The 21,777-nt window shown below is 46.1% G+C and carries 14 protein-coding genes and 1 riboswitch; of the genes, 1 reads left to right on the forward strand and 13 read right to left on the reverse strand.

What is annotated here, in order from left to right:
- Window positions 1-108: 108 nt before the first annotated feature.
- The gene (gene amiC / locus NXS07_RS02190) at window positions 109-1,356 is read right to left on the reverse strand and encodes an N-acetylmuramoyl-L-alanine amidase AmiC (protein WP_038207947.1); all 1,248 of its coding nucleotides are present in this window, start codon (window positions 1,354-1,356) and stop codon (window positions 109-111) included.
- Between the two features lie 237 nt (window positions 1,357-1,593).
- Here amiC and argA point away from each other — a divergent pair, with 237 nt between their 5' ends.
- Window positions 1,594-2,928, forward strand: coding sequence for an amino-acid N-acetyltransferase (argA, locus tag NXS07_RS02195; protein WP_258086082.1), 1,335 nt, complete (start codon window positions 1,594-1,596; stop codon window positions 2,926-2,928).
- Here argA and recD read toward each other — a convergent pair.
- The 12 genes from recD to rppH form a co-directional block, all read right to left on the reverse strand.
- Window positions 2,922-4,829, reverse strand: coding sequence for an exodeoxyribonuclease V subunit alpha (recD, locus tag NXS07_RS02200; RefSeq protein WP_438818359.1), 1,908 nt, complete (start codon window positions 4,827-4,829; stop codon window positions 2,922-2,924). The two genes, argA and recD, sit on opposite strands and share 7 nt — an antisense overlap.
- Window positions 4,826-8,443 carry an exodeoxyribonuclease V subunit beta gene (gene recB / locus NXS07_RS02205; protein ID WP_258086083.1) on the reverse strand — a complete coding sequence of 1,206 codons (3,618 nt, stop codon included), beginning with the start codon at window positions 8,441-8,443 and terminating at the stop codon, window positions 4,826-4,828. The genes recD and recB overlap by 4 nt, the downstream gene beginning before the upstream one ends.
- The gene (ptrA, locus tag NXS07_RS02210) at window positions 8,440-11,325 is read right to left on the reverse strand and encodes a pitrilysin (protein ID WP_258086084.1); all 2,886 of its coding nucleotides are present in this window, start codon (window positions 11,323-11,325) and stop codon (window positions 8,440-8,442) included. Before ptrA ends, recB begins: the two co-directional genes overlap by 4 nt.
- A gap of 19 nt (window positions 11,326-11,344) precedes the next feature.
- Window positions 11,345-14,740, reverse strand: a complete 3,396-nt coding sequence (recC, locus tag NXS07_RS02215; RefSeq protein WP_258086085.1) for an exodeoxyribonuclease V subunit gamma — start codon at window positions 14,738-14,740, stop codon at window positions 11,345-11,347.
- Complete coding sequence (locus tag NXS07_RS02220) at window positions 14,733-15,110, reverse strand: prepilin-type N-terminal cleavage/methylation domain-containing protein (RefSeq protein ID WP_038207965.1); 378 nt, start codon at window positions 15,108-15,110, stop codon at window positions 14,733-14,735. The genes recC and NXS07_RS02220 overlap by 8 nt, the downstream gene beginning before the upstream one ends.
- Window positions 15,107-15,547: a YgdB family protein gene (locus tag NXS07_RS02225; protein ID WP_038194565.1), complete on the reverse strand. Its 441-nt coding sequence runs from the start codon at window positions 15,545-15,547 to the stop codon at window positions 15,107-15,109. The genes NXS07_RS02220 and NXS07_RS02225 overlap by 4 nt, the downstream gene beginning before the upstream one ends.
- A 4-nt stretch (window positions 15,548-15,551) precedes the next feature.
- A complete protein-coding gene (locus NXS07_RS02230) occupies window positions 15,552-16,163 on the reverse strand; it encodes a prepilin peptidase-dependent protein (RefSeq protein WP_038194563.1) in 612 nt (203 codons plus the stop codon).
- Window positions 16,160-16,675, reverse strand: coding sequence for a prepilin peptidase-dependent protein (locus tag NXS07_RS02235; protein WP_038194562.1), 516 nt, complete (start codon window positions 16,673-16,675; stop codon window positions 16,160-16,162). The genes NXS07_RS02230 and NXS07_RS02235 overlap by 4 nt, the downstream gene beginning before the upstream one ends.
- Before the next feature lie 274 nt (window positions 16,676-16,949).
- Window positions 16,950-17,744 carry a thymidylate synthase gene (gene thyA / locus NXS07_RS02240; protein ID WP_038185291.1) on the reverse strand — a complete coding sequence of 265 codons (795 nt, stop codon included), beginning with the start codon at window positions 17,742-17,744 and terminating at the stop codon, window positions 16,950-16,952.
- Window positions 17,741-18,619, reverse strand: a complete 879-nt coding sequence (lgt, locus tag NXS07_RS02245) for a prolipoprotein diacylglyceryl transferase (protein WP_038194561.1) — start codon at window positions 18,617-18,619, stop codon at window positions 17,741-17,743. The genes thyA and lgt overlap by 4 nt, the downstream gene beginning before the upstream one ends.
- Window positions 18,620-18,760: 141 nt before the next feature.
- Window positions 18,761-21,007, reverse strand: a complete 2,247-nt coding sequence (gene ptsP / locus NXS07_RS02250; RefSeq protein ID WP_258086086.1) for a phosphoenolpyruvate--protein phosphotransferase — start codon at window positions 21,005-21,007, stop codon at window positions 18,761-18,763.
- 9 nt (window positions 21,008-21,016) lie between these two features.
- Complete coding sequence (gene rppH, locus NXS07_RS02255; RefSeq protein WP_038222283.1) at window positions 21,017-21,547, reverse strand: RNA pyrophosphohydrolase; 531 nt, start codon at window positions 21,545-21,547, stop codon at window positions 21,017-21,019.
- Between the two features lie 116 nt (window positions 21,548-21,663).
- Window positions 21,664-21,767: riboswitch (TPP riboswitch) on the forward strand.
- Window positions 21,768-21,777 lie beyond the last annotated feature (10 nt).

Here is a 21,777-nt window from a genome sequence, read left to right on the forward strand (position 1 = left end):
CAACTTTTCTTTTGTATTTTTCACAATCTCACTTCCTTGTATTTTCCAATTTTCCCTTTGTTTTTTTAATTCTGTTTGTTTTATTCGCACTGATTAAAGGCGGATATTTCACCGCCGCGCCAGCTCTACACCACTTTTAAAATAAGCCTTAATACCTGCAAAAATGGATTCCGCTACTTGCTGCTGGAATTTCGCCGTTTTCAATTTGCGTTCTTCTTCCAGATTACTGATAAATGCCGTTTCAACCAGAATGGACGGAATATCCGGTGCTTTCAATACTGCAAATCCCGCCTGATCGATACTATTTTTATGCAGTTTATTGACCTTGCCAATCCGTTTGAGCACTTCACTGCCAAACTTGAGGCTATCATTAATCGTCGCGGTTTGAACCAGATCCAACATAGTATGATCCAGATATTCATCACCACTTTTGCTAACTCCCCCAATCAAGTCAGCCTCATTCTGGGTCTGTGCCAGAAAACGAGCGGTATTGCTGGTTGCTCCCTTAGTTGATAACGCGAACACGGAAGATCCTCGGGCGGTTCGATTGGTAAAGGCATCCGCATGAATGGAGACAAATAAATCCGCCTGCATCTTGCGTGCTTTCGCGACCCTGACCTGCAATGGAATGAAAACATCCTCATTACGCGTCATGTATACTTTCATGCCGGGTTCACGTTTGATAAGTGTTTGCAGGCGACGGGCAATCTGTAATACCACATCTTTCTCACGGGTCTTGTATTTCCCGATGGCACCTGAATCTTCACCGCCATGCCCCGGATCAAGCATAATAACAATCGGTCTGTTCCTGCCCGGCCGCCCCGGTTTTCTCTTTTCAGCAGGCAGATTCTTCTTCAAATCCCCGCTGTTGTATTCTTCCAACAGCGCTTGCAAGGGATCATCCTCCACATTTGCCGCCTTGCTCGGATAAAGATCTAACACCAGACGATGCTTGAATTTCGCAATGGGTGGTAGTGTAAAAATATGCGGGGCAACTGGCTGCTTAATTTCAAACACCAGGCGCACGGTTTTGGGATCAAATTGCCCGGCTCGTACCAATTTTAAATAGGGATCTCGCTGATGAATCTGCGACCCCATACCGCTCAGGACACTATTAAGCTGAACACCCTGCAAGTCGATGACAATCCGGTTAGGGTTTGAAAGAGAAAATTGACGATATTTAAGTGGAATATTAGCCTCCAGTGTCACTCTGGTATAACTTGATGCAGGCCAGATACGAACAGCAATAATTTTTGACGTTGCTGCGTGTCCTATTGAGCTAATGCTCAACAACCACATGGCTGCTGCGCCTTTCAACAAATTGCGACGTGAAGAATTATGGTCTGAATGACTCATCGTTTATTCCATTTAAAAACAACCAAACGCGGTAATCTTGCCAAAAAAGACTGTCAGGCGGCAAACTCTAATTAATTAGCGAGTGGCTGTCATCAAAAAAAGCATTTTATGCTCTCTCAATTTATTAATATCAATATAAATAATATCGTAATTTTTATCCATGTTCCCTCTTGCCATTTTTGACAAAAAAGAATAAAAATACAAAAATTATGAATAAGAATTCATTAGGGGAGTTTCATGAAAGAACGCTGTACCGAATTGGTTGAAGTTTTCCGGCATTCAGTTCCGTATATAAATGCACATCGAGGCAAAACCTTTGTCATTATGTTGGGTGGTGAGGCTATCGCCCACGAGAATTTTCCAAATATCGTTAATGACATCGGCCTACTGCATAACCTGGGCATTCATTTGATCGTCGTGTATGGCGCTCGTCCCCAAATCGACCAAAAGCTTGCCGAATACCATAGCCAGCCGATTTATCATAAGCACACCAGAGTTACGGATGCCAAGACACTGGAACTGGTCAAACAGTCCGCAGGCCTGCTACAGCTTGATATTACGGCCCGTCTTTCCATGAGCCTCAGCAATACACCATTGCAAGGTGCCAATATTAACGTTGTCAGCGGTAACTTTATTATCGCCCAGCCACTGGGTGTCGATGATGGCATTGATTACTGTCATAGTGGCAGGGTTCGCCGTATTGACGAGGAGGCCATTAACCAGCAGCTGGATAACTATTCCATTGTATTAATTGGGCCCGTTGCCGTTTCCGTCACAGGTGAAAGTTTCAACCTGACTTCCGAAGAAATAGCCTCACAATTGGCGATTAAATTAAAAGCCGAAAAATTGATCGGGTTCTGTTCATCACAGGGCGTACTTGATGCAGAGGGAAATATCCTGTCGGAAATTGTTTCCAATGAGGGGCAAGCACGACTGAATGAGCTGGAAAGTGAGGGAGATTATTCTTCAGGTACTGTCCGCTTCTTGAGAGGAGCCATCAAAGCCTGCCGTCGTGGGGTTCGTCGCAGCCATTTGATCAGCTATCGGGAAAATGGCTCGCTGGTTCAGGAATTATTCTCCCGTGAAGGCAGTGGAACCCAGATAGTCATGGAGCGCTCCGAACAGATCCGTCGAGCCAATATCAATGATATTGGTGGCATTCTTGAGCTTATTCGTCCATTGGAACAGACAGGCATCTTGGCTCGCCGCTCACGGGAACAACTGGAAATGGAAATTGATAAGTTCACTCTGATAGAGCACGATAATGTAACGATCGCCTGCGCTGCGCTCTATTCTTACCCTGACGAAAAAATTGGTGAAATGGCCTGTGTTGCGGTTCATCCAAACTACCGAAACTCTTCCCGTGGCGAAGTGTTGCTGAATTCCATCGCCGGTCAGGCCAGACAGGCAGGGCTGGAGAAACTATTCGTACTCACGACCCGCAGTATCCACTGGTTTCAGGAAAAAGGCTTTGAACCTGCTGAAATCAATATGCTGCCTGTGGAAAAACAAGCGCTGTATAACTACCAGCGCTGTTCGAAAATCTTGATGTTAAATTTAGAGATTCACTGACCTGACTGGCACTTTCCCTGTGGCTTGAGCCATTCTGCCAAGCCACTACGCCGCTGTGTTGATGTACCCACCGCCTTATCCAAGACGGGTTTATATGCGTAAAGCGTCAATTTTTCACGGGCGCGGGTTAAGGCTGTGTACACCAGTTCCCGGCTGACAACTGGCGAGAACTGAGTCGGCAAGACTAACGCGGTGTGTTCAAACTCAGAACCTTGGGATTTATGGACAGTCATCACATAGGCCGTTTCATGCTGAGGCAATCGGCTCGGCTGAAATGGCTTTATCGTCCCATCAGATAGCTGGAAATGGGCTTTCAGCTCATTATCCTTATTCCTGAGCATAATACCGATGTCACCATTAAATAGCCCCAGTGTACTGTCGTTACGCAAGATCATAATGGGTCGTCCGGCATAGCCACGGCTCTCTGCATTTCTGGGTAGAGAAATGACGCCTTTACGGTGTAACAATTGCTCTACCCGCTGGTTCAAGCCGCTGACACCAAACGGCCCTTCCCTCAAAGCACACAACAACCTGAAACGGTTAAATTCTGCCAAAATATCTTTGTCAGCCGCCTGTTCGTTCACCATCGCTAAATAACGGTAGTAACCTTCTGCAGTTTGCGTCAGTAAACGCTGATAATCTTCATCTCCTGAAAGAGGATTGAAGTGAACATCAGGCAAAGACCGACTTAATACGGCAGATACCCCGACACTATTCCCCTGATTAACCGCCGATGCCAATTGCCCGATACCCGAAGCCGAGTTGAAACGATAGCTTTTACGCAACAGACATAAACAATCACGGACTGCCAGTGCATGTTCTCCAGAATCAGGCATTGAATACGATGTTAACTGACAGCCTGTCAACTGACTCAATTGTTCAGCACGCTTGGTGCTATAACCTTGTTCAGCAAAGCGGCAAATATCCCCCAATACGGCTCCCGCTTCAACCGAGGCCAACTGATCTTTATCCCCCAGGAAAATCACTTTTGCCCGTGGCGGCAGGGCTTCTATCAAACGTGCCATCATCGGTAAGTCCACCATCGAGGCTTCATCGATGATCAAAATATCAAGAGATAGCGGATTATCGCGGTGATAACGCAGTTTTTGACTATCTGGCTGCGCTCCCAACAGGCGATGAATCGTTTGCGCCTGCTCAGGAATGCTATTCGATTGTTGTGATGTTAAAGCCAGTTTATCTACTGCCTCACTCAGCGATTCAGTCAATCTGGCGGCCGCTTTGCCAGTGGGCGCCGCCAATTGAATGCTCAGTGTTTTGCCTTCATTCAGTTTGATCAAGGCGGCCAGCAACTTAGCTACCGTCGTCGTTTTTCCTGTCCCTGGCCCGCCAGAGATCACGGAAATACGGCTGGTTACAGCAACTGCTGCCGCCACTTTCTGCCAGTCTATTTCCCCTTCGGCGGTCACACCAAAAAGTTCATCCAAAATGCGACGTAACTGCACTTCATCAATATCGTCAGAAAATTCTACCGACGAAAAAAACTCCGCGACCCGACGCTCACTTTGCCACATGCGTTGCATGTAAAGGTGATAATCAGCAAGAGCGTGGCGGGAAAGAATGATCGGGGCAGGAGATTCGCCAGTGCTCACTGCGGAACAGGCTTGTAAAGCTGAAATAACTTGCTGCTGATTTGGTTTCCCCGCCGAAGACCAGAGCGATGCTGCCAATTCAGGCTGCCGCCCCTCAAATAAATATTCAGGCGAGATCCGCTCTAATGGCAGGCAGACATGCCCTGCTCCCGATTCCGCACTCACCAATGCCGTAACCAGCAATAACAGAGGATCTCCGTTTTCAATCATCGCATAGGCAAACTGCACATCCAGCGGACGCAGTAATTTTTGGGCAACGGCTTGCTGCAACAATAATTTCATGTCACTCATACGCCTTGCTCCTCGCCAGCAGCGCTGAAAAGCCTATCCAGTTCGTCAACAAATTCAATGGGGGGCAAATAACGATAAACACCATGTCCTGGATTAGCCTTATCAATACCACGCAGAAACAGGTAGATAACTCCCCCAAAATGCTGCTGATAATCATAATTCGCCAATCGGTGACGCAAATAACGATGTAACGCCAACGTATAAAGTTGATACTGTAAATCGTACCGATGTTCTATCATGGCTCTGGTCATGGCTTCCTGAGTATATGACTGACTACTCTCCCCCAGCCAGTTTGACTTGTAATCCACCACATAAAACTTACCCTGCCAGCAAAAAACTAAATCAATAAACCCTTTCAACATGCCCCTGACCTGATGAAAGGATAAAGGTGTACATTGTGCAGACAACGGATCATAACGACGGGTTAATGCACTCAATGTATGTGAATGCAGCAGCTTATCGACAGGTAAATAAAACTGCATTTCACTTTGTTGCTGATGACGAGGAACATGGGCAAGTTGCATTCCCTGCTCATTCAACTCTGCGGTCACGAAATCCGCTATCCACTGCTGCAATACTGGCGCCCAGTTCTCATCAAACCCGGCTGCCGTTAATTTTTCTGCCAGCCACATCTGCTCAGGCAGCTCGCTGAAATCGAGATCTTCCAAGATACTATGCAAGAAGGTACCAGCAGATGCCCCGCGCGGAAAAGTATGTGGTGTCATCTGCGATGAGGGTTCCTCCTGCTTTTCACCACGCGCATCAATATCCAGTTTCGGGGCAATCGACTGCACAATGACATCCACCGATTCTCCAAACGCGCTGGCATACGCATGGGAAATAGAGTGCGAAGAGGAATACTGCAAGCCAGAATAACTGGTTACCCGCCAATCATCCTGAATGGAGCGCCGGAATTTTCTGGCCGCCAGCAATGATTCGTTGTCATTTTGCGAACACCACTGCGCATCATCAGTTTCCTCCATCAGCGTGACCTGAATATCGCCATTACTGAGTTCATCAAGGCTTTCTGCCAGTAACTGTGCATCACCTTGCTGCCCTTTCTGCAACAGATAACCAAGGGCAGATAAGTGTAAATCCGTATTGCCTGCTTTTTTCTTATTGCCTTGAATAAGTGGCGCAACCCCGACACTACAGTGATAAATAGACCGTGTTAAGGCAACATAGAGCAGACGCAAATCTTCTGCCAATCGCTCTTCATCTGCCAGTGCCTTCTTTTCATCATCCTGGAAGATACTGAAGTGAGTCTCAAAACTCTGACGATCATGGTAAATCGCCTGTTCCTGTTTCCTGAAACTACATATGAACGGTAGCCAAACCAGTGGATATTGCAATCCTTTCGATTTATGGATGGTACATATCTGCACCAGATGCTTATCACTTTCCAGCCGCATCTGCTGGGTTTCTGATTGTGGATCAGGACGGGAAATCTGTTGCGCCAGCCAGCGAACCACTGCATGTTCGCTATCCAATTGCAGTGATGTTTCCTGCAACAACTCGCCAATGTGCATAACATCAGTCAGCCGGCGCTCACCGTCATATCCGGCCAGTAGATTTTCTGCAATCTGGTATTTCACCATGACCGCCCGTAGCATCGGCAACACCCCACGGAAGCGCCATAACCGGGCATAACCGGAAAATTCATCCACCAGCTGATCCCATGCGGTTTCATCGTGATTTAGCTGATCAATTTGCTGCGCACTCAGGCCAAACAAGCTACTGGCCAATGCGCTCCGGAGTTCACGCTCCTTCTCCGGTGATAGCACCGCTTGTAACAACCAAAGCAAATCCTTCGCTTCTGGCGTATCAAATACACTGTCACGGTTGGAAAGAAATACCGACGGTATCTTGAGCGCATTTAATTCATCGCGGATCAGTGCCGCTTCACGACGGTTACGCACCAGCACGGTAATATCTGCCGCCATGACGGGTTGGCTTTTTTCTGCCTGCTGCAAAAATGCCTGTCCCAGTTGCCCAGCCAGCAACCAATCCCGGATTTGAGCAGCACAGTGCCGCGCCATGCTTTGTTCATATCCCCCTTTGGCAATCCCCTCTCCGGGCTGTAACCAAAACTGCAAAGCAGCCTGTTCCTGATTGTGGAACAAGAATCTCAGATTATGGTTTTTTTCCGCTGCTTTCACATTAATAAACGGGATTTGGCTGAACAGGAAGGGCCGCTCTGTGTGGGAAAACAGCTTATTGACAGCTTGCACCATTGGCACAGAAGAGCGCCAGTTGGTTTCCAGCGTGTAATGGGCACTGACTTGGGAACGCGCCCGAATATAGGTAAAAATATCCGCACCACGGAACGCATAAATCGCTTGCTTGGGATCGCCGATAAACAGCAAACCATTCTCCCGCTGCTCATTTTGCGGCTGATCGCGATATATGGCTTGAAAAATACGGTATTGCTGCGGGTCGGTGTCCTGAAATTCATCGATCATGGCAACGGGATAACGCTGTCGGATAGTCGTCGCAAGCTGTTCTCCTCCCTCCCGTTGCAAGGCGCTGTCCAGCCGCGTCAGTAAGTCATCAAATCCCATGTGTCCGCGCATCAATTTTTCCTGATTGATGGACTGACGTATTTCAACAATTGCCTTGGAGATAATGATGTCCCGCAGTGTTAGCGGTTGCTGATATAAATCGTCGATGACAGTAAACACCGAATGCTGAGGAGTTTCTCCCTTTTTGGTCTTTTCCGCCAATCGTGACTGACAAAATTTATCTAAATCTTTGGGAAGCTGATAATCACTAGTCTGCGATTTAGCCCATTCAGAAACACTGTTCAGCCAATTGGGTAAATTCTTTTTACTGTAACTACGTTTATCAACATCAGAATTGGCAATGAGATCGTGTAAATCCGGTGCTACATCATTCCACTGATGCTTGACTGTATCAATCAGACCAATGATCTTTTCATGACGGCCAATCAGAGTTTCATCACTGGCAGGCGCATTGACGATATAAGGCATATCCCCTTGTAGATGAGAGGAAACATCCTTAAGCAGTGCCTCTGGCCCACTCCACTCTTGATTGATCACCGTCGCCATTGACAACGAGAGCGGATAGCAGTGACGCCGCCAAAAATCGGCACAGCCTTGTTTGCGCAGCGGGTATTCATCCTGAATCAACGTTTGGTCAAACAGAACACCGGATTCAAAGGCATTGTGCACCAGCATTCGCTGGCAAAAACCATGAATAGTATAAATTGCCGCTTCGTCCATTTGACGTTCAGCAGCCAGAAGCCAACTGGCAGCACTTGCTCTGTCAGGAATTTGATCCAGCAATTGCTGATAAACAGGATCACTTCCCTCCGTTCCTTCGCGAATACACGCCAAACGAAGCTGATGGATATTTTCACGGATACGTCCACGCAATTCATCCGTTGCAGCTTCAGTAAAGGTTACAACAAGGATTTCTTCGACATTTAGCGGGCGGAAAAAGGCGGCATCGCCGCCTAATCCGAGTAACAGACGAAGATAGAGCAAACCTATCGTGTAGGTCTTTCCCGTCCCCGCTGAAGCCTCAATCAGCCGCTGACCATGCAGCGGCAGTGTTAATGGGTTAAGTTTATGGTTTAGTATTTCTGTGCTCACTGAGCATTCACCTTAACCGGCAACTGTTTCTGGAAATCTGACACGTTAGAGTAAGTTTTCCAGCCTGTCAGCTCAGCATATTGATGAGCTGTCCCTTTTTTCCCGGTAATTTGGGAAATCAGTGCCAATCCTTGACGCTTCATAACCGCTTTATCATAAAAAGCAATCAGTTGTGCCTTAGTCACTTTCTCCGTAGCGGCAATGGTTTTTTCGTGTGTATCAAATTTGAAGTTATTACTCCCAAAATCATAATTATAACGGGATGCTTCTGCATAAAAAGTTTCTGGTGGCTGCCGCATTTCTGTCAATAACGCTTTTTTATACTGTTTAAAATCAGCATCAGACATTGCCTGTAATTTTTTTGCGGCCTGTTGATAAAAGCTCTGGTAACGTTGATGCAGGTAATCGGGTTGCTTGCTGTTACTCTGCAACAGGAAGCCCAATCCCGATTGTTCACCCACGCTAGTGTTGAAAACTGAAGCAACATAGCCCAGCTGTTCCGATGTTCTGAGTTGTTCAAAGAACCAAGGTGACAAAATACGCCCCAACAGATTGGAATAGATATAACCATTGATTCGGTCATATCCCGTTGGAATATAGACTTCAGACAGTGCATTATCGGTACTGCTGGCAGTTCCTTTAAAATTCACCGCATAATCACGATCAACCACGATATGGTCGCCACTCCACCACGTAGTACCCTGATTTGCGAGTTGCTTGTGTGCCGACTTAACGATATCGATACTCTGTTTTTCCGTTAAATTACCGAAAATTCCCGCCTGTAAAGCCGAATGCTGAATCATTCTCTGACGGTATTTAACAATATCGTCAATCGTGATGGTATCCAAAACTTTCAAACGGTCAGCCTGCTCAAAATAAGGCACACGAGAAAGACGGGAGACGGGGTGTGTCGCCATTTCATAAGCCTTGCCATTATTGACGGCTTTCACTTGGTCACGATACCGCGATTTTGCCTGATTCAGCTCTTCCTGAGTGGGTGTGAACGTAATGTACTGGCTGATGGCCGAAGTTAATAGTTCAGGCAAGTGCTGAGTATAACCACTCACTCCAATTTGCAGGCCTTCTGAATACCCTAATGTTAATCCCATGCCACCTACAGATGCCTGATAGCCAAGCTGATCCAATCCCATATCACTCAAATAGGACAATAACGAATAAGTAACCTGATCTTTGGCATTACTCATTCCATCCGCATTACGCATATTCAATGTGATGATGGACTTGGGTTCATCCATAAAATATTGGCTCTGCATATAGAGCAAACGAACATTTGGCTGTTCTAAAATCATTCTCGGGTGTTTTTGACTGCCAGATGCCTTAATCAAAGATAAATCATCAGGAATATACGGGTTCAGTTCTGGCAAAGAGAGCGAAACCTCTTTTTCGAGTTTCCGCCATTCCGTCCGCTGTTGTGGTGTGATTTTATTGACCTGATAGGGCGCATGAACAAAGTAAGCTTCCTTGTTATGTGGCACTTCCGGGCCGGTAAACCAAATACGCGCATTTTCAGGTGTCAGTTCAGCCAGACGGCTGGAGATAGCTTGTGGGTTGTATTCGTCCGCAAGATAGCCGACGTCCAGTACATGGGAAACAGGGACATCCTGCATAACATCAGACAACCACTGAATGTAGCCCATATCCCGCACGATTGACGCATACTCGAATGATAAATTGAGTACTTTGGCCATTTCATCAAAATAGCTCTTTTCAATGCCCTTTTGCTTTAACAGATTAATGTAAGAGAAGATGGCCGCAATAACCCGATCACGCTGCTCAAACCCTTTGTCCGTTAATGAAACATAAATACCAAACGTTCCTGAGTTACCATCCGTTGTCGGGCTGGCGCTGGCACTGATACCTTCAACCAATCCTTGTTTCTGCAACCAGTCAGACAGCGTGTTCGCACTACGATTACCAATCAGATATCCCAGATATGTATCTGTTTTGCTGCGAAAATCCGCACTGTTGTCAGCAATGCTGAATTCCAGTTGTAACGATTTGTAGGGCTTCGAAGGCACATAATGGATAATGATGCCTTTTTCTTTATCCGTTATCGCCGGAACCGTAATAGCGGGTACTGAAGCATGCCGGTTCGGAATACGGCCAAAGGTTTCTACCGCAATATGAGCCAGTTTGTCGATCGGTTGATGACCATACAGCACCCCTTTCATCAGATTGGCAGAGTAATAGCGCTGGTAAAAATCAGTGAGTGCAGTCTGTAATTTACTATCGGGCTTATCTTTCAGCGTTTCAAGGTTTCCACCACCAAAACGGGCATTGGGATGCGCGGGATTGAGCGTTTCAGAGCGGACCTGCCATATACGATGACCCTCACCAGCACGGGCAATGGTCATTTCGTTATCAATAGCATGACGCTCACGATCGGCGTTAACCGGATCAAGAAGCGGTTCAGCAAGGGCATCGCTAAGGCGATCTGTCGCTTCTGTCAGTGAGCCATTCTCAACTTCCAGATAAAATGCGGTACGATTGCTTGAAGTGCTGGCATTGTGACTTCCACTGTGCTTCTGCAAAAACTCGGTGAAACCCCCAGATTGAGGGTATCGCTTGGAACCCATGAGCACCATATGCTCCAAATAGTGGGCCAGACCAAGCTGGTTATCAGGGTTTTCCATATGACCAACCGGTACTGAAATGGCAGCCAATGATTTAATGGCCTTCTCATCAGAAACCAGTAAAACCGTCATGCCATTGGGTAATTGGATGGCTTTATATTGACGAAGATCTCGTTCACTTTTATTAATAGTTTCAGGCAAAGGCTGCCAAGGCAACTTTGCATATGCTGTGGTTCCCCAAAAGAGCAGAAAAAGCATCGTCATGATGCGAATAACATATTTAGGCATAACCCAATATTTTCCCTATTTATTTAGATGAAGAGCGACTTAAATGACAAGCCATAGGCAACAAATAACTCTGTACTTCGCGTTTCATACGCACCCAAAATAATTGATCAACTTGCCTAAATGCGCGCTGAACGTAGGCATCACTGCTTTCGCCACTTTTTCCCTGTGTTCCCAGCCATTGCTGCATCAGTTTGTTTTCAGCTTTTTGTTGAGCTTCCTCACTGAAATTGATTTCCTGACTCTCTCTGTCAAAGCAATCATCCAGCCATGCCCAACCGCTTCGGCAAAACAAAGGAAGAGGTTCAGACATGCCCTGAAAATAACCGGCAACCATCTGATTCAGATATTTTTTCGCCTCATCCGATGTCAATGGTGAAAAACGCCACTCGCTGTTTTCCCTTCCATACATGCGGCTCTCACTATCACCGTTGTTTCCTGAAAAACAATAAGCAAGATGTTCAATCCATAGTTGGATACCATCATTGGCCATTAAGTTCGCTGGACGCCAACGTAAAATTCCATCGGGCTGCACCTGATGAATTTTTCCAGTCAATACCACGGTATCTAACTCATGGTGTAAATCGATGAAAGAAGACTCCATTCTCTCTTCCCGAATCTTATTTGCCAATGGCTGCATAGCTTCTAATTGATTCAGCCAGTAAACCTCACCAAACGCCCCATGTGGCAAACCACCCGATGCACGAAGATGATAAAACAAAGATTCAGGTGGCTCTTCTTCTATCAAGATATTCAACAACAGTTGGTTAAATTGATAACGTTGCAGGTGATCGAGTACAAAAGGTTCTTCTTCAGGCAGTTCCGTCTCTTCAATGACAAAATGCACCTTCAGCCGACGCTGGAAAAATGCCCTGACGGGGTAACGGTAAAAACGGATCAGCTCATCGAGCGTCACTTCCTTTATCTCACTGCTCTCAAACCCAATCGGCTGGCAAAAATCGACGGGTGAAACGCCTTGCTGACTGGCCGCCGGCAACCATTCTGCGGCATAACTTTGCTGATAATGATCAGGCACGAAGTTTTCCATCGCAAAAGGAACACGAGTATGTTGTAACAGCAGGTGATTTCTAACGTTCCTTGCACTGTCATCAACATTCAGCATCTCATCTCCCGGCAAGCAACAGCTCTGGCAGACATAATCCAGTAACTCGTTGACCAATACGGAAGGATTACACTCTGTATCATCACGAATCGATTTACCGATGTAACTAATATAAAGACACGTTTCTGCCGAAATCAGGGCTTCCAGAAAAAGATAACGGTCATCATCGCGCCTCTTCCTATCTCCCCGCTGGCTTTTTTCTGCCATCAGATCGAACCCAAGTGGCGGAATAGTTCGTGGATAAACGCCATCATTCATTCCCAGCAGGCAAACAACTTTAAAAGGAATGGAACGCATGGGCATAAGAGTACAGAAATTCAACGAACCGGCGAGAAAACGCTGACTGATTTTCTCATCATCAAAACGCAGCGCCAATTCATCACGCAACAGCACCAAAGGGACACTCTCGCTGTAATGAGCATTCAGACCATTATCAATGACTTTCTGCCACTGCTGAGTGATCAAGGCCAATACCAGCTCTGTTTCCTCATCCGCATCAAAAAAAGTTTCCAACAGTTGCGGACATACTGCCAGCCAATCCGACAACCTCTGCTCTTCACTCAGAATTTTACGCCAGCGGTTCAGCTCCATTAAAAATTCCGCCAGTTGCCCCGCCAGTTCTGCGGCAAGACCACTGGATTCATCATAAGGCAAAACGTCATTCCATGGGCCTGCATGACTGTCCATAGCATACCCCAATAACATACGTGTCAAACCAAAACGCCACGTGTTCTGCCCAGTAGCAGGCAACGACAGTGCTTCTATGTTGTCGTCATCCAACCCCCAGCAAATCCCTGATTCTTTCACCCAGCGCCGTAACAGACGTAATCCATCTTCCTGAATGGCAAATTTGCTGGCCAGTGCGGGCACTTCCAGTAATGCCAGTACCTGCTCCGCTGTAAAACGACTCTGCGGCAGCTCCAGTAAGGTAATGAAAGCCTGCAAAACGGGATGAGCCTGACGGGCTTTACGATCAGAAATCGCAAAGGGAATATAGCGCTCCTCCGGTGCATTGCCGAAAACCGCCTGAATATAGGGAGCATAACTGTCGATATCCGCCATCATCACGATAATGTCTCGTGGTGTCAGTGAGGGATCATCATCCAGAAGACGCAGGATCTGATCCTGCAAAACTTCCACCTCTCTCTGTGGGCTATGACATGAATGAAAAGATAGCGAGCGGTCTTCACCATCAATCTGACGTTTTTTTAGGCTATTTTTGAAAGAGTGTTCCGTGGAACCAATTTGAGCGTGATCTTCAAGATTCAGCATATCCCGCTGGATTTGATGCAGGATACAACCCGACTCCAGTTCAACAAAAGCATGAACATCAGAGTCGGGTTCCAACTGCGATAGCAGGTAGAGGTTATCCCTGCCTAATTTCCCCCATGATGCCAACAAGGGATTGTTCAGACTCTGCTCTCCTTCATCATTGAAGAGAGATGACGCATTTTCTGGATCTCTAAATCGCTCCAGTGACTGCTGGCTTTGATAATGTTTTGGTTTACGGCTATTTAACTTGGCCAGAAAGGCATAACTCTGGATATCCCCCCAATAGTACAGACATGGATTAGTGAACATCAGATGAATATCGATATGTTGCCCCAATGCCTTAAATATTTGCAGATAAGCAGGAGGTAACGTAGATACCCCACAGATAAATACCCGTGCAGGCAGCTTTTCCAGTGGAAAACGGCCTTCTTGCAAAGTTGAAATGAATCGATGATATAAGTTAGCGCGGTGCCACAGCGGTTGTTCTAGCTGACGGGTATATTCTGTCAGTTCAAGCCATAATCTTTTTTGCCACGCTTGGTTATCACTTAACCCATCAATTGACTGATCGCTTTCCCAGCTTTCCAGCCATTGAGGGCGATAAACCAGATATTGGTCAAACAAATCGGCAACTCGGCCTGCCAACTGGTGGATCTTACGTTTATCGATATCTTGGTCGAGATAGTGCCTGAGAGATGAAAACTCAGGTTCTGTTAACAAGCCGGGTAACAGCGTCATCAGCTTCCATTTCATGGCATCCTTACTGAATGAGCCATCTTTAGGAACATCAGGCAATACCTGCGTAAACATCTGCCAGATAAAAGTAGCTGGCAGTGGAAATTCCATGTTCGCGGCAATCCCCAGTTTTTCTGCCAGTTGGATTTGCAGCCACTGTGACATGCCGGGGCTTTGCACTAGAACCACTTCTTTGCCAAATGGGTCGGTAAGGGGATTTTCCCCGATAAATATTGCCATCAACTCCTTAAGAATATCGAGTTGATTTGAATGATAAACTCTAAACATCAATACCCCCACTTGCACAAAACCAGCGATCTAATTTATTAGATTGATTATAACTTTTTGTCACATTAACGGTTATTTGATAGCATCCCAAAGAACGAAATTCCCGTTGAAGTTCGATTTTCCACCCTTGCTGTGATTCAGTTTCCTCCAACACTATCTGCCCTTCCAACCGCTCATATTGTTCCAACTGGTCATGCGCCAATCTCACCGCCTTAAGCTGCAACCAGTACTGCTGAAAATTTGATGACAGTGCCTGATGGTAACGCATTAAGCCCAACAAAGAGATCGCAAACACGACAGATGCCAACATAACTTCCGGCAAACTCATGCCATTTTGCCGCTCGTGTCGATGGAGATGGAATCGTTTCATAAACAAAATTCAGCCTGCGGAACAGGGCAGAAATCCAGCCAACCACTTTCAATAGGAATAAGTGTATCTCTATTTGCGTTTTTCATCTGTTTCATCCATTGATAAAGTTCAAGAGTTTCCCCTGACGCGAACTGAGCCACCCCCTTTAGTAGAAAAAGATTATCCGCATAGTGTTTAAGGCAGCTTTGCAAATGAAATTCCGGCTGTTGCTGGCAAAACCAGTTTTCCTCTTCCTGCGCATTGAATTGCCATGACTGCACCTTTCCCCATTCCAGCGATGACTCTGCCCGCTGAAAAGCGTTCAGGTACTTTTTCTCATCCATCATCATGAGCATGGCACTCTCTTGTTGATAATGGAGTGCTTTCAACATCATTAAGCTCAGTGCCATTAACATGAGTATCGATACCAGCAAAATATTGCCCCGCTGCCCATCCACCCGATTATTTCCTTATATTACGCAGGCGAACTGTCATTTGGTGACGATATATAATGGATGGAGATTTAAGCCAGCGGGTATTAATGGACAACGTAATAAAAATAAGCCCATTTTTTGCCTGTGATTTTTCAAGGTGAAAAACATCAACCCTAACCTCCGTTGGATCAAACAATCTTTCCCAGCCATTTCCCTGACAATTCTCCACGCCTCTTTTCCATTCGAGGACATGATTATTTAATCGATAACCAAAAAACTCCGATTCAATATGATCAGGCTTCTCCCATTGGTTATTTAAATTAAGGTCAAAAGCAACAATAAAACAGGAATTAGCAGCTTCTGTATTTTTATTGTTAATCAGCAATGGCTCACCTTCACATTGTTTTCTGTCCCGACAATAACCCGCACGCCTGAGATCTTTTTCCATCATATAGACAGTTCTATTCACCAGATAATGGAGGCGATATTTCCGGTATAGATCGAGGATCTGACCTGATAAAACCGGATAAGTTTTTGTCATGGCGATAAAAATCACACTACTGATCAACATGGCAACCATGACTTCAAGTAAGGAGAATCCGGTCTGTTTTCCCTTTAAAAGGGGTATAGCCAATGTCATGAACCTTTTATTCCCTCACAATTAGGAAGTTGGCTAATATTATTGCTGCATGTTCTGATTCTTCCACGTCCTGAAATCACCACGCTAATCTCTCCTGCTGAATTTGCCAGCACAAAACTGGCTGGCATAGCGGTGTTTCTGACACCATAAAAATCAATGCGATCACTGGTTGCTGATGCCAAAAATACATCGTCATAAGGTGAGTTAACTCGCTCTCCCTCCCCCTCATGGCAATCAGATATCCTGGATACCGAAGAAATCAGACACCACGTTTGTCCTATCACCAGCCACAATGTACGCTCCTGATTCATATAATTTGCCAACCCTTGTTGCCTTTCCATAAAAGACAACACATTCTGTACCGCTGACTGTAAACGCAGGCGGTTTTGATATTGCCCCCAATGATATAACCCCCAGGATAGACTCATTGAAATTAAGGCCATAGCTATCAGTAATTCCAGTAATGTAAATCCAGACTGTCCATTAATACTTCCTCCATTTTTTGTTGCCATTGTCTTATTGCCATATCGGTGTGTTTTCCTGCAACTGAATATCTTTGATTCATGGGGAGATAAAAAGGCGGTTAATTGAGTTATGCGAAGCGCTTCGAGGGAAATATAGCGATGAAATGACGTTTACATTTTATTTGCGGGGCGATACGCAGAAATGGCAAGTCGCTATTTTTTTAATATTGAGAACAACCGCCGATAAATGTAAAAAGAGCAGGCTGAACCCGCTCTTTAACAATTTGGTAGATACCCTTCATCTTTTAAATTGGGTATAGGTTTAAATCGCGACTGGGGCTTTAATACCCGGATGCGGATCATAATCCACAATCTCAAAGTCTTCGAACCGATAATCAAATAATGACGCCGGCTTGCGCTTGATGATCAGCTTAGGTAACGCTCGCGGTTCACGGCTCAACTGAAGTTTGGTCTGTTCTAAGTGGTTGCTGTAAAGATGGGTATCACCGCCTGTCCAGACGAAATCGCCCACTTCCAGATCACATTGCTGAGCTAGCATATGAACCAGCAAAGCATAACTTGCAATATTGAATGGCAACCCTAAAAAGACGTCACAGGAACGCTGGTAAAGCTGGCAGGACAGTTTACCCTCCGCGACGTAGAACTGGAAAAAAGCATGACAGGGCGCTAATGCCATTTTATCCAGCTCCCCGACGTTCCATGCAGAAACAATAATCCGGCGCGAATCAGGGTCACTTTTCAACTGTTCAAGGACTTTTGCCAATTGATCGATTTGACGGCCATCTGCAGAGCCCCAGGCACGCCATTGTTTGCCATAAACTGGCCCCAGATCGCCATTTTCGTCGGCCCATTCATCCCAGATAGTCACATTATTATCACGCAGATATTGGGTATTGGTATCACCATTCAGGAACCACAGCAGTTCATGGATGATGGAGCGAATATGACAGCGTTTGGTTGTCACCAACGGGAAACCATCCTGCAAATTGAAACGCATCTGATGACCAAATATCGAGAGTGTTCCCGTACCTGTACGGTCATCTTTTGCCGTGCCTTCTTCCAGCACTTTTTTCATTAAATCCAGATACTGCTTCATTTTGCCTCTTGTACCTTGTTATTACGCTGGCATTTACAAGCCCAAAACATCATTAAAATTCCTACTAAAATCATTGGAATGGAAAGGATCTGTCCCATACTGATCCCCTCAAACAACCCGAGCTGTGCATCAGGCTGGCGGAAAAACTCGACAATGATGCGGAAGGCACCGTAACCAATCAGGAACAGGCCTGAAATACTTCCCATCGGACGTGGTTTACGGATAAATAAATTGAGGATGATAAACAGCACTATCCCTTCCAGCACCATTTCATACAGTTGTGATGGATGGCGAGGCAGGACACCATACTTTTCCAGAATCGGCCATAAAGAGGGATTGGTTGTCGCCAGTGCGATATCTTCGCTGCGAGAACTTGGGAATAAGATCGCCCACGGTGTATCAAGCGTAACACGCCCCCACAATTCACCATTGATAAAGTTACCGATACGTCCCATCCCCAAACCAAAGGGAATCAATGGAGCAACGAAATCAGAAACCTGTAGAAAGTGACGTTTAGTACGGCGGGCGAACCACCACATGGCACATATAACCCCGACCAGACCACCGTGGAAAGACATGCCGCCATCCCAGACCTTGAACAGATACAACGGATTATCAAGGAACATCGGGAGATTGTAGAACAGAACATAACCGAGGCGTCCACCGACGAACACCCCGACAAACCCTGTATAAAGCAAGCTCTCTACTTCGTTTTTATTCCAGCCACTGTTTGGTTTTGCTGCGCGTCGATTTGCCAGCCACATGGCAAAAATAAAACCAACCAGATACATAAAACCGTACCAGTGGAGGGATACAGGCCCGATTGAGAATATGACAGGGTCAATATTAGGAAATGCCAGATAACTAGTGCTCATCGTTCCCCACTAAAAGTAATGTTGTGTGAATGAATATTATCTGTACGTCTTAAGACAAATAATCGCAAATAATATCACAGACAGTAAAATGGATTAAGAGCCATCCTACTTCAGGCGGGAGCAGTATTTACACAAAATAAGCTAAATACCCCCCCGCACCAAACCACCGAGACCATTGGCCTCCATAAATTCAGTAGACAGGGCTTTCACCTGCTGACTGGTTTCTGCTTTCAATATTTCTTTGATAAGCAGCTCAAGATCGTTGGTATCCAAATGACGCAGTAAATATTTTATGCGTGGAACACTTCGGCCACTCATGCTCAGGCTACGGTAACCAAGGCCAATTAAGATTAACGCTCCCATCGGCAAACCCGCCATTTCGCCACATATACTCACGGGAAGACCAACACGCTGGCTTTCATCAAAGGCCAGTTTCAAGGCCTTAATGACCGCAGGGTGCAAATTGTCATACAAAGCGGCAACGTGTGTATTATTGCGATCCACCGCAAGCAAATACTGGGTTAAGTCATTCGTGCCAATAGAGATAAAATCAATCCGTTTCTTCAACTGCGGCAACAAGAAAATGGTGGAGGGTACTTCAACCATGATGCCAATCTGGGGCATGGTAATCGTACTACCAATTGTCTGTTCAACTTCAGCTTTCGCCCTGTCGATCAACTTCTTGGCTTCATCAATTTCTTCGATGCTGGTGACCATCGGCAGTAATATTTTCAGGTTACCGATCAGCACATTGGCTTTCAACATCGCTCTGAGCTGAATCAGGAATATTTCCGGCTGATCCAGCGTGATACGAATTCCTCGCCAGCCAAGACAGGGGTTTTCTTCACTAATGGGCATATAAGGCAGTTGTTTGTCGGCACCAATATCCAATGTTCGTAGCACCACCGGTTTATCTGGGAGAAGCGCCAACATCTCTTGATAACGGTTTTTCTGCTCATCTTCTGATGGAAAACCACGGTGCAGCATAAAAGGGATTTCAGTACGATACAGGCCTACACCATCAATACTACCACCTATCTGCTGCTCGTATTTTAAACTTAACCCTGCATTGAGCTGCACCAGCACTCTTTCGCCATTTTTGAGTTGTGCTTTTTGTTTCAGCTCCCCCTCGGCTAATTCGCTGAGAACCTGTTCTTCTTCAATAATCTGTCGGTATTCCTGAATAATCAGTGGTTCTGGTTCAACAAAAACCTCGCCGCGATAACCGTCAAGGATTAGCATCCGATTATGCAGTAATTCAGGCTGGATATCGGCTCCCATGATAGCTGGTATCCCCATCGCCCGAACCAGTATTGCGGAATGGGAATGGGTTGCGCCATCCCGTACAATCACACCAGCCAGTTGTTCCTGTGGCATCTCAGCCAGTAAATTGGCACTGAGTTCATCGGCAACCAGAATAAAGCGCTCTGGCCATTCGCTATCACCTGTGAAAGAACCATCCAGATGGAACAATACCCGCTGCCCAAGCGCCCGTAAATCAGAAGCTCTCTCCCGCATATAGGGATCTTGCAGGCTGGCAAACTGTTCGGCATATTTTTCGACAACACTTTTAACTGCCCACTCCGCCACAAACCCGTTATCGACGGAAGAAAACAGATCCTGCTTAAGTTTGGGATCATTCAGCAAATGAGAATAGAGGTCAAAAATAGCGGCACTTTCTTTCTGTGAGCTGGAGGTAAAACGCTTGCTGATACGGCGACATTCGGCGGTTGCCTGCTCAAGGGCTTCGGTCAGCCGAGAACGTTCTGCCTGATATTCCAGCGTTGACACTTCAAAAACTTGTTCAAGTGATGGCTGCGAGCCATCTTGCCAACCCTGAGCCATGACGATGCCACTGGAAATGGCAAGCGCCTTAATGCGTGTCTGACGATACTGGCCAAATAGCCCTTTTGTCTGTGCCTGAGCGAGAATAACCGCCAATTGCATGGCCAGCGTGACCATAAAAGACTCTTCACTTTCATTGAATAGCCGTCGTTCATTTTGTTGAACAACCAGCACACCTTGCAACTGACGACGGTAAACAATCGGTACGCCTAAAAAAGCCCGCAGACCTTCTTCTTTTACTTGGGGGATATATTTAAAACTGGGATGATCGCGCACATCGGCGAGGTTGATTAATTCAGATAAACGCCCGACTTCACCAACGACACCTTCATCAAAGGCCAGGCTGATCGCTCGTTCCTTTGGCTTCTTTAAGCCTCTAGTAGCCATCAAGTAATAGCAATGCCGCTGATGATCTGCCAGGTAGATGGAACAGACATCCGTGCTCATTGCCAGACAGGTCTCATTGACCAATAATTCAAGCGCTTCAGACAAATTAGCTGCCATGGCAACCTTTTCGACAATTTCCCGTAAGCGCATGAGCATAACAGTTACCTAACTTCTTCTGCGACGATGTAAATAAGGTGAATGTAGCTGTGGAGCGGATTCTTGCACTGGCATCACAATGGAAGAGAATTCTTTCATTACGCGGCGATACACATCCCGTTTAAAAGAAACCACCTGCCTGACAGGATACCAATAACTGACCCAACGCCAACCATCAAACTCGGGTGCGTTGCTGCGCTGCACATTAATATCGACTTCATTACAAAGCAACTGTAATAAAAACCAACGCTGCTTCTGCCCAATACAGACGGGCTTTGTATCCCAACGCACCAAACGCTTGGGTAATTTGTAACGCAGCCAGCTACGGGTAGATGCGAGAACCCGTACATCTTTGCGATTTAAACCCACTTCTTCGAACAACTCGCGATACATCGCTTGTTCTGGTGATTCCCCTGGATTGATACCCCCCTGAGGAAACTGCCAGGAATGCTGCCCATAACGGCGAGCCCAAAGGACCTGCCCTTGGCGATTACAAATTACGATTCCTACATTCGGGCGGTAGCCATCATCATCAATCACCAGACTACCTCTCGATAAAACAAATTTGAAAAGATAGCTAATTGTTTCACACTCATCTCAAGCGGTAAACCTCTATCATTGGACTTTGCAGCCGCAGCGGAAGTCTCTACAATACCGCCATCTCAACGGGGTGCTGCTGTTGTAAAACTGCATTGCTGAGAAAAACCCGTCGAACCTGATCCGGCTAGTACCGACGTAGGAATTTGAGACGCTAATCATTGATATAAAAA

It is taken from the genome of Xenorhabdus bovienii (assembly GCF_024721015.1).
Lineage (GTDB): Bacteria > Pseudomonadota > Gammaproteobacteria > Enterobacterales > Enterobacteriaceae > Xenorhabdus > Xenorhabdus bovienii.

Coding starts and splice junctions, on each gene's coding strand:
- NXS07_RS02220 (WP_038207965.1), bottom strand. CDS start 15,110: ATGAAACGATTCCATCTCCATCGACACGAGCGGCAAAATGGCATGAGT.
- recC (WP_258086085.1), bottom strand. CDS start 14,740: ATGTTTAGAGTTTATCATTCAAATCAACTCGATATTCTTAAGGAGTTG.
- argA (WP_258086082.1), top strand. CDS start 1,594: ATGAAAGAACGCTGTACCGAATTGGTTGAAGTTTTCCGGCATTCAGTT.
- amiC (WP_038207947.1), bottom strand. CDS start 1,356: ATGAGTCATTCAGACCATAATTCTTCACGTCGCAATTTGTTGAAAGGC.
- ptsP (WP_258086086.1), bottom strand. CDS start 21,007: ATGCTCATGCGCTTACGGGAAATTGTCGAAAAGGTTGCCATGGCAGCT.
- recD (WP_438818359.1), bottom strand. CDS start 4,829: ATGAGTGACATGAAATTATTGTTGCAGCAAGCCGTTGCCCAAAAATTA.
- lgt (WP_038194561.1), bottom strand. CDS start 18,619: ATGAGCACTAGTTATCTGGCATTTCCTAATATTGACCCTGTCATATTC.
- NXS07_RS02235 (WP_038194562.1), bottom strand. CDS start 16,675: ATGGCAACAAAAAATGGAGGAAGTATTAATGGACAGTCTGGATTTACA.
- NXS07_RS02230 (WP_038194563.1), bottom strand. CDS start 16,163: ATGACATTGGCTATACCCCTTTTAAAGGGAAAACAGACCGGATTCTCC.
- ptrA (WP_258086084.1), bottom strand. CDS start 11,325: ATGCCTAAATATGTTATTCGCATCATGACGATGCTTTTTCTGCTCTTT.
- thyA (WP_038185291.1), bottom strand. CDS start 17,744: ATGAAGCAGTATCTGGATTTAATGAAAAAAGTGCTGGAAGAAGGCACG.